The sequence below is a fragment of the Paraburkholderia sp. LEh10 genome (assembly GCF_017814945.1).
Lineage (GTDB): Bacteria > Pseudomonadota > Gammaproteobacteria > Burkholderiales > Burkholderiaceae > Paraburkholderia.
Map to the genome: position 1 here is coordinate 26246 of NZ_JAGIPX010000076.1, position 8470 is coordinate 34715.

General features: G+C 65.2%; 7 protein-coding genes and 1 pseudogene. 4 read left to right on the forward strand and 4 right to left on the reverse strand.

The window, feature by feature from the left end; translation table 11 throughout:
- The first annotated feature begins 386 nt into the window (after positions 1–386).
- Both J8I87_RS37220 and J8I87_RS37225 read left to right on the forward strand, forming a co-directional pair.
- The gene (locus J8I87_RS37220; RefSeq protein ID WP_209937354.1) at positions 387–914 is read left to right on the forward strand and encodes a lecithin retinol acyltransferase family protein; all 528 of its coding nucleotides are present in this window, start codon (positions 387–389) and stop codon (positions 912–914) included.
- Positions 915–978: 64 nt separating this feature from the next.
- The gene (locus J8I87_RS37225) at positions 979–1224 is read left to right on the forward strand and encodes a hypothetical protein (RefSeq protein ID WP_209937355.1); all 246 of its coding nucleotides are present in this window, start codon (positions 979–981) and stop codon (positions 1222–1224) included.
- 69 nt (positions 1225–1293) lie between these two features.
- Here the strand turns inward: J8I87_RS37225 and J8I87_RS37230 are convergent, their stop codons facing one another.
- Positions 1294–1548 (reverse strand): DUF2866 domain-containing protein, encoded by a 255-nt coding sequence (locus J8I87_RS37230; protein ID WP_209937357.1) that lies wholly within the window; start codon positions 1546–1548, stop codon positions 1294–1296.
- A 302-nt stretch (positions 1549–1850) separates the two neighbouring features.
- Positions 1851–2370: pseudogene (locus J8I87_RS37235) on the reverse strand (cytochrome-c peroxidase); the annotation flags it as partial.
- Positions 2371–2792: 422 nt separating this feature from the next.
- Between J8I87_RS37235 and J8I87_RS37240 the strand changes: the two are divergent.
- A complete protein-coding gene (locus J8I87_RS37240) occupies positions 2793–4412 on the forward strand; it encodes a hypothetical protein (protein WP_209937358.1) in 1620 nt (539 codons plus the stop codon).
- Between the two features lie 45 nt (positions 4413–4457).
- Here the strand turns inward: J8I87_RS37240 and J8I87_RS37245 are convergent, their stop codons facing one another.
- Both J8I87_RS37245 and J8I87_RS37250 read right to left on the reverse strand, forming a co-directional pair.
- The gene (locus tag J8I87_RS37245; RefSeq protein WP_209937359.1) at positions 4458–6218 is read right to left on the reverse strand and encodes a peptidoglycan D,D-transpeptidase FtsI family protein; all 1761 of its coding nucleotides are present in this window, start codon (positions 6216–6218) and stop codon (positions 4458–4460) included.
- Between the two features lie 348 nt (positions 6219–6566).
- The gene (locus J8I87_RS37250) at positions 6567–8108 is read right to left on the reverse strand and encodes a methyl-accepting chemotaxis protein (protein WP_209937360.1); all 1542 of its coding nucleotides are present in this window, start codon (positions 8106–8108) and stop codon (positions 6567–6569) included.
- Between J8I87_RS37250 and J8I87_RS37255 the strand changes: the two genes are divergently transcribed.
- Positions 8071–8470 (forward strand): hypothetical protein (locus J8I87_RS37255; protein WP_209937362.1); only part of this gene is annotated, 400 nt, incomplete at its 3' end. The genes J8I87_RS37250 and J8I87_RS37255 overlap by 38 nt on opposite strands.

Here is an 8470-nt window from a genome sequence, read left to right on the forward strand (position 1 = left end):
TCGCAAGTGCCATGCCAATCTGGAAGCGCAACGTGCGCATGCGCGCACTTCGTTGGTGGGCGCGGCGTCGCCGCGAATGCCTCGATACGGCGCGGCGCGCCGCAGTCCCGGACGTTGGCGGCTGACCAACAACGCGCGCGCGCAAAAGGTGGGCGAGCCAACACTTTTGCTTCAGCCTCGTCGTGCGGCGGCAGGCCGAAAGTGATGGGACGGGTGCAACACAACGGCCCGATTTTCTGTTGGAAGTGTTCAGACACAGTCCGCCCGCAAGGTGCCTTCAATTTGCCAAATATATAGTTGAATCAACGGTTTAGCTTGCCTGGTCCAGATGATGCAAAAGAGCCTGCAACAGTGTTGGCCTTTTGAATCGGAAACCGGGCGAAGCCATGAACCGCAACCTTCAACAAACGAGCAGTGAACAAAGCGCGAACCGCGCGGCTGCGTATGCATCGGCTGATGTCGCGCTCGGTTCTAGCGACGAACCTGCTCTCGGCGCACATCTGATCACGCAACGCCGCGGCTATGAACATCATGGCATTTATGTCGGTCGCGGCAAGGTCATTCACTACGCAGGTTTCGCAAAGTCCGCGCATCGCGGCCCCGTCGAAGAAGTTGCACTCGAGCAGTTCGCCGACGGTCACGCCGTCGCCGTGCGTCCGCATCCGTTCCCGAAGTATTCCGGCGAAGAAACCGTGCTGCGCGCACGCTCGCGCATCGGCGAAAACCACTATCGCCTGCTGACGAACAACTGCGAGCACTTCTGCGCGTGGTGCCTGCTCGGCGAAAGCCGCAGCGAACAGGTTCATGCCTGCCTCACGCATCCGCGCACCGGTTTTCACGCGCTGCTGTGCCTCGTCAGCGCATTTGTCGCCAACCGGATGAAAACAGGCTTTGGCGTTGTTAACGCAGCATGAGACCTGCAATTGAAGATGCAGTCGAACTAACGGAAGCAAGCGGGAAAGCGAAGGAGACCACACCATGAACACGACCGAAAAAACCTTGCGCTGGGCCGTCGATAAATGGCTTGCGCCGACGCCCGCGATGCCGGCGCGCGTGGTGCGCTTCTGCCGCACGCAGATGCATCGCCGCTGCGTGTGCGTCGAGGCGATGCGTCCCGGCGGTCTGCTGTCGATCTTCTTCTTCCGTCACGACGACGGATCGTGGAATGTGTTCCCGCCCGCGCAAGCGCGGCCCGCGATGGCTGCCTGGAGGACTGTGCGATGAAAAACGGCAATCAGGCGCACGACGCCCGCGGCCCGCGGATCGAGCGGCTTGCGCTGTGTGGCGCGCAATCTATCCGCCAGGCTGGCAGAAGCGCCGACCCGGCACGTGCGACATCACGGCTTCGGCAATCTGGCGAGGCGTGCTCTCGGCAGGCACGACGCGCCGGAAGGATTCAACGTCGTGCCTGAAGGTCCACTCGACGAGCCGGTACGAACGTCCCCACGGGTGCTGCATCGGCGGCGAAACGGTACAGCTGCGGATCGTCAGCGTGCGGGCGTCGCCGTGCAGCGCGCGCAGATGTTCGAACACCGTGTCTTCAACCATCGTGTGTCTCCCGTGGCCAGTCGGCTGGAGTGGGCGCTTTGGCGCCTTACTCGCGTCCCATGCGCTGCGGCTGGAGTCGGCGCTTTAGCGCATTACGCCAGCCCCATGGCTAGTCGACGGGAGTTGGCGCTTTAGCCGACTCATCCCCGGCGCGTAAAAAAATGCCGCCGATGTTCAGGCGGCTCAACAGGGGATGTTGAGCCGCATGGTCACAGGAAAGAATTAAACGGGCCTTAAGAACCATCAACGACGCTGGTCCCAGCTTTTACGGGTGCCGCACGCGTCTTTCTGGAGCCAGCGCTTCAGTGCTGCTCGCCGTAGCCGTCCGTCAGCGTATGCAGGAACGCGACGATATCGTGCATATCCTGATCGGTCATCGCGGGCTGGTCGCCGAACTTGCGGTCGAACGGTGCATCGTTCCGTTGACGTTCGGCGCCAGGCGGGCGGAATGTCGTCGTACTTCTCCAGCTTGCCACCGGCGCCGCGCGGATAGAAGCGCGCGGGGTCCGTGTTGCGCGCGTTGTAGAACGCCATCACGTCGTCGAGATTGCTGTAGATGCCGTTGTGAAAGAACGCGTGGCGCGTCGCTGTATTGCGAAGCGTCGGCGTGAGGAACATCCCGCAGTACTGCGTCTGGTCCTTCAGGTCCGTCCTGAAGGGGCCGCAGATGCCCATGTCGAAGAAGTGCGGATCATGGTTCTGCGCGAGCTTCATGTTGCGCGGCACGCCGAGCGCTTCGTACTGGAAATCCGTGAACATCGGCGGCAGGCCGTCGCGGCTCGGCTTCAACAGATGGCAGCCCGCGCAGTTGGCCTTGTCGGGAGGCGCACTGCGATACGGGCCGCATGCCGGCTATGCCGACGCGACGGCATTGAACCACTCGGGTGTGAAGTTATGGAGTGGCGTAGCTTTCGCTGCTGTCATCGGCGGATAGCAGCGTGAAAGGCGGCGTTCGCGGAGTTGTCATCGGGGCTCGCTGGCGATGCGCGAGATTTTCTGCGCGGCGCCCGTGAAACGCGCGCTATCGCGAGGGCGGGCACGAGGTTGCGCCGGCGAGCCGCCGCGTCGCGCATCGTCCCGTCTCGCGTCGTCCCGCCGCGCATCGTCCCGCCGATATCGACGCCGTCATTGACGAATCTTTACGCGTGGCCGCGACCTCACGTCGGACAATGCACGAACGGCATGCCGCGAGTGTGCCGTGCAACGCGCAGTCCAACTGCTGTTCATTTTCTTGTTTCGCATTCATGCCGCCGCTCATCGCCCACTTTCTGACCTTTCTTCGCCATGCCGCCGCCGCGCAGTCGAACGGCGACGCGCGCGCCCGCGCGCTGTGGCTCGAAGCGGCAGCCCATCTGCATCCGACGGATAGCGGCTCGATCGACGCGCTGATGGTCCAACTGATCGAGCAGCAGGATCTTGCGCAAGCCGTTGCGCTCGTCGAAACCGTCGCGCGCCTCGACTCGCAAAGCGCGGCGGCGAGCGTGCGTCTCGGCTACGCGCTACAGATGGCGGGACGCGATCGCGATGCGCTTGCGCCCTATCGTCACGCGCTCGCGATCGACCCCGCGTTTGCGCAATTGCGCAAGAATCTCGCGATCGCGCTGAATCGCACGGGCGGCGATCCTGGCGAAGAACGGCAATTGCTCGAAGCGGCCGTCGCGGCCGATCCCGCGGATTTCGCCGCGTGGATCAGTCTGATGGGCGCGCGGCGCGCCTGCTTCGACGTCGATGGATCGCTGGCGGCCGCGCTGCGCGCCGTCGAGCTCGATCCGAATAGCGCGCTTGCGCAAGGCAATCTCGCGCAGGCGCTCAAGGAGTCGCAACGCTGGGACGACGCGCTGGTTCACGCAACGCGCGCATGCGAGCTCGCGCCCGCCAACGCTTCGCTGCGCACCAGCCTCGCCGTGCTGCATCTGCTGCGTGGCGGCTATGCCGATGGCTGGCCCGCGCACGAAGCGCGCTGGAACGACCCCGCGAGCATGCTGACGAGCGGCCGTCCCGAGTTCGGCAAGCCGCAGTGGCGCGGCGAATCGCTGGCAGGCAAGACGCTGCTCGTATGGGGCGAGCAGGGCATGGGCGACGTATTGCAGTTTTGCCGCTTCATTCCGTTGCTCGCGCAGCGCGTGCATCGCGAGGGCGGGCGGCTCGTGTGGAATTCGTTTCCGCAGATGGGCGAGCTGTTGCCGCGCAGCTTCGGCGAGCACATCGACGCTTATTCACCGGCCTGCACGGTCGAAGCGCTGCCCGCATTCGACTTCGAGCTGCCGCTCGTGAGTGCGCCGTGGATGCTCGGCACGCGCGTCGAGACGATTCCGTCCGGGGTGCCGTATCTGCATGCCGACCCGGCGGCGCGCGACGCGTGGCGCGCGCGCCTTGCGGGCGAGACGCGTCTGAAGGTCGGACTCGCATGGACGGGCAGTCTGGCGCATGGGCGCAACCGTTTCCGGCGCGTGGGCTGCGAGCGCTACGCGCACGCGTTTCGCGAACTCGAAGGCGTCGCGTTCTATTCGTTGCAGCCGGGCGCAACGGCCGACGTCGAGGCGGCACGCGCAGCCGGCTTGCCGATCACCGACTTCACGCACGAATGGCGCAATTTCGACGACACGGCGGCGTTCGTCAGCGAGCTCGATCTGGTGATCAGCGTGTGCACGTCGGCGGCGCACCTCGCGGGCGCGTTGGGAAAGCGCACATGGGTGCTGCTCGATGTGAATCCGTACTGGACGTGGATGACGGACAGGCGCGACAGTCCGTGGTATCCGACCGCGGCGCTCTACCGGCAGCGGCAGTTCGCGCAATGGCAGCCCGTGATGGACGAGGTCGCCAGCGATTTACGCGTGCTTGCGCAAAGCCGCGCGCGTTTCTAACCGGTGTGGCTGCCGGCCCTGGCATGCCGCAATGAGCGGCCGGCGTCAGACGTCGGGCGCGTGCGCCGCGCCGGAAGCGGGCGGGGCTGGCGCAGCGGCAGGCGCGGCGTCGGGCGGCACGCCGAGCAGTTGCAGCGAGCCGCCCGTCACCGCGCTGAACACGGGACCCGCGACGGTGCCGCCATAGAACGCGCGGCCTGCCGGATCGTCGATCATCACGGCGACGATCAGGCGCGGATCGCTCATCGGCGCCATGCCGACGAACAGCGACCGGTACCGGTTCTTCGCATACGTCGCGCCGACCTGCTTGCGCGCCGTTCCCGTCTTGCCGCCCACGCGATAGCCATCGACGTTGGCCGCGCGCCCCGTGCCGCCCGCGCCCGTCGCCATTTCGAGCATCGAGCGGATCGCGGCCGCTGTCGCGGGCGTCGTGACGCGCTGGTGGGCAGGCGCAGCGCGCTCCGGGTCGGCCAGCAGCGTGGCCGGGTGCAGCGTGCCGTCGCCCGCATAGGCGGTGTACACCTGCGCGATCTGCAGCAGCGACGCGGACAGCCCGTAGCCGTACGCCATCGTCGCCTGTTCGATGGGACGCCAGCGCTCGAACGGGCGCACGCGGCCCGCGGCGACGCCGGGGAACGTCAGTTCGGGCGCGCGTCCGAGTCCATATTCCTGATACTTGTTCCAGATGGTCTCGGCAGGCAGGTTCAGCGCGAGTTTCGCGAGTGCGATATTGCTCGACTTCTGCAGCGCCTCGGCGATCGTCATGCGCCCGTGATTCGACGTGTCGTGGATCACGCTCGGGCCGATCTTGTACCAGCCCGGCGCCGTGTCGATCATCGTGCCGGGCCGCACGAGCCCGCGATCGAGCGACAGCGCGACGACGAGCGGCTTGATCGTCGAGCCCGGCTCGAACGTATCGACGACGGCGCGATTGCGTAACTGGCGGCCCGTCAGGCGCGAGCGGTCGTTCGGATCGAAGCTCGGGTAATTGGCGAGCGCGAGAATCTCGCCGTTGCGCGCATCGAGTACGACGACGCTGCCCGCCTGCGCGCTGTGCTTCGCGACGGCGGCCTTGAGCTGCGCATAGGCGAGCTGCTGGATGCGGCGGTCGATGGTCAGATGGACGGTCGCGCCGTGCTGCGCGGGCGTGAGCGGGCGCGTATCCGACACGACGCGGCCAAGACGGTCGCGGATCACTTCACGCTCGCCGGGCTCGCCCGCGAGCAGTTCGTTCGCGGCGAGCTCGATGCCTTCCTGGCCGTTGTCCTCGATGTCGGTGAAGCCGACCACGTGCGCCGCCGACTCGCCTTCGGGATAGAAACGCTTCGAATCAGCGATGCGCGTGATGCCCGCGAGATTGAGCCTCTCGATATGCTCGGCCGTTTGCGCATCGACCTGACGCTTGAGCAGCACGAAGCTCTTGTCGCCGGACACGCGATGCGCGAAGTCGGAAAGCGGCATGTCGAGCAGCTTTGCGAGGGGAGGGTGCGCGGCCTCGTCGAGCAGTTTCGGCGAGGCCCAGATCTCATACGTCGCGAGACTCACGGCGAGCATCGCGCCATGCCGGTCGACGATGCGTCCGCGCATCGCATCGAGTTCGATGGTCCGCTGATAGCGCTTTTGCCCCTGTTCGACGTAGAAGTCCTGATTGACGATCTGCACCCAGAACGCGCGGGCGATCAGCGAAGCGAAGGCCGCGAACACGAGAATCACGATCAGCTTCGAGCGCCACATCGGCAGGCGCGCGACGAGGACGGGATTCTTAGCGACGGGCGCGTATGGATCGTGATTTTTCTTGCGGATCATGACGGCGAAGCCGGCCGTTCGGACAACCGGGCCACAGTGAACGTGGAACCGATTGTAATAAGAACGTAATTTTAATGCGAGCTTCGCGAAAGGATTGTGCGCTCCGGGCGCAACCATGACGGCCTGCGGTGTTGCAGCGACGCGCGGCGAATGTGGCGAGGCGCACATCGGCACGAAGGCAACGTTGAAAATGCGGGGGGAATTGCCCGTTCAACCTATGCGTCGTCTCCGACGCGGCGTGTTGACGAGGCGCTCGATGAGCGCCTCCTTTTTTTGCACGGGCTCATGCGTTGCGGCGTGCGTTACCTTGCGCGCCGACGCATGCGGAAGGAGAGAGGGGGAAGGCTATCAGGCGGGCAGCGCGAAGCTCGCAATCGCCTCGCGCAGCACGCCGACCTGGTCCTTCAGCGAGTGCGCGGCGGCCGCCGCCTGCTCGACGAGCGCCGCGTTCTGTTGCGTGACCTGATCCATTTCGCCGACGGCGCGGTTCACCTGCTCGATGCCCGCGCTCTGCTCGCGCGATGCATGGCTGATTTCCTCGAGGATCTCGTTGACGCGGCGCACGGACGCGACGATCTCGCCCATCGTCGAACCGGCGTTCGACACGAGCGCCGCGCCTTCCTCGACGCTGCCCGTCGACGTTTCGATCAGCGCCTTGATTTCCTTGGCGGCTGTCGCCGAACGTTGCGCGAGGCTGCGCACTTCCGCCGCGACGACCGCGAAGCCGCGGCCCTGTTCGCCCGCGCGTGCGGCTTCGACGGCCGCGTTCAGCGCGAGGATGTTGGTCTGAAACGCGATACCGTCGATCACGCCGATGATGTCGCCGATCTGCCGCGAGCTGTTCGTGATGTCGCCCATCGTGCGGACCACGTCGTCGACGACACGGCTGCCACGGGTCGCGACGTCGGCGGCCTGGCTTGCGAGTCCCGCTGCCGTCGCGGCGCTCTCGGCGTTCTGCTTCACGTTGGTGGTCATCTCGTCCATGCTCGATGCCGTCTGCACGAGCGCGGCCGCCTGTTCTTCAGTGCGTTGCGACAGATCGGTGTTGCCCGCCGCGATTTCGCTCGCGCCGACGTTGATGTTCTCCGTGCCTGCGCGCACGCGCGAAACGGTATCGACGAGACTCTTCTGCATCGTATGCAGCGCGTAAAGCAGGCTCGCGCGGTCGTCATGGGCGACGGGAACGGGCGTCGCGAGATCGCCGCGCGCGATGCGCTGCGTCGCCTCGACGGCCACTTCGAGATCGCCGCCGAGTGTGCGCTTCACGCTGCGCAGCACGAGCACCATCACGGCCGTCGCGATCGCGCCGAGCACGAAGGTGATGGCGAGCCAGCGCGCGAAGCCTGCGTAGAACGCTTTCTGCACGTCATCCATGTACATCCCCGTGACGAGCACCCAGTCCCAGGGCGCGAAACGCAGCGCATAGCTGGTCTTTGCAACGGGCGTATCGCTGCCGGGCTTGGACCACATGTAGTCGACGAAGCCGCCCTTGCTCTGGGCTGCCGCATTGACGATATCGACGAACAGATGGTTGCCGGCCGGGTCTGTGAAGCCCGACAGGTTTTTGCCGACGAGCGCCGGCTTGAACGGATGCATCAGCATGACGGGCTGCGAGTCGTTGACGGACAGATAGCCGTCGGTGCCGTAGCGCAACGCCGAGAGGGCATCGAGCGCCTGCTTTTTCGCATCGGCTTCCGACATCGCGTGCTCTTGCGAAAGCGTGTAGTAGCGGTTGACGATCGAGTTCGCCTGCTCGACGAGCGACGTGAGCTGATCGCGGCGGTCGTCGATCATCGACGAGCGGTTTTGCCACGCGCCGACTGCGCCAATGAGGACGAGGCCGATCCACAAGATGGCGATCATCGACGCTAGTTTCTTGTTGAGAGTCATGGTGGGGTTTCTTGCTATGCAGCGGCTGGGGGTTGTGCTTGGTGGTGCGTGCGGCGGTGGTTGGCTATCTCTGTGCTTTCTGCGGCTGATGGTGCATTGCCTGAATTGGTTTACGGCGCGTTCGCGGGGGGATTTAGGGGGAGAAACCCGTAATTTGTGTGCGCTGTATTCGTATGATTTTTTGTCTTCCAGACGGGTGTTTTGCCGCTATCGCGGGCATCCGGTTTGTTTTGCCGCTATCGCTGGCATGCGCGAATGCGGTTTGCTTTGCCGCTATCGCTGGCGTCCGCGATGCGCCTCGCGGCGCGGGCGTCGCCCCTGTGCGGGGCGGCACCTACTTTCTTTGCCGCGGCAAAGAAAGT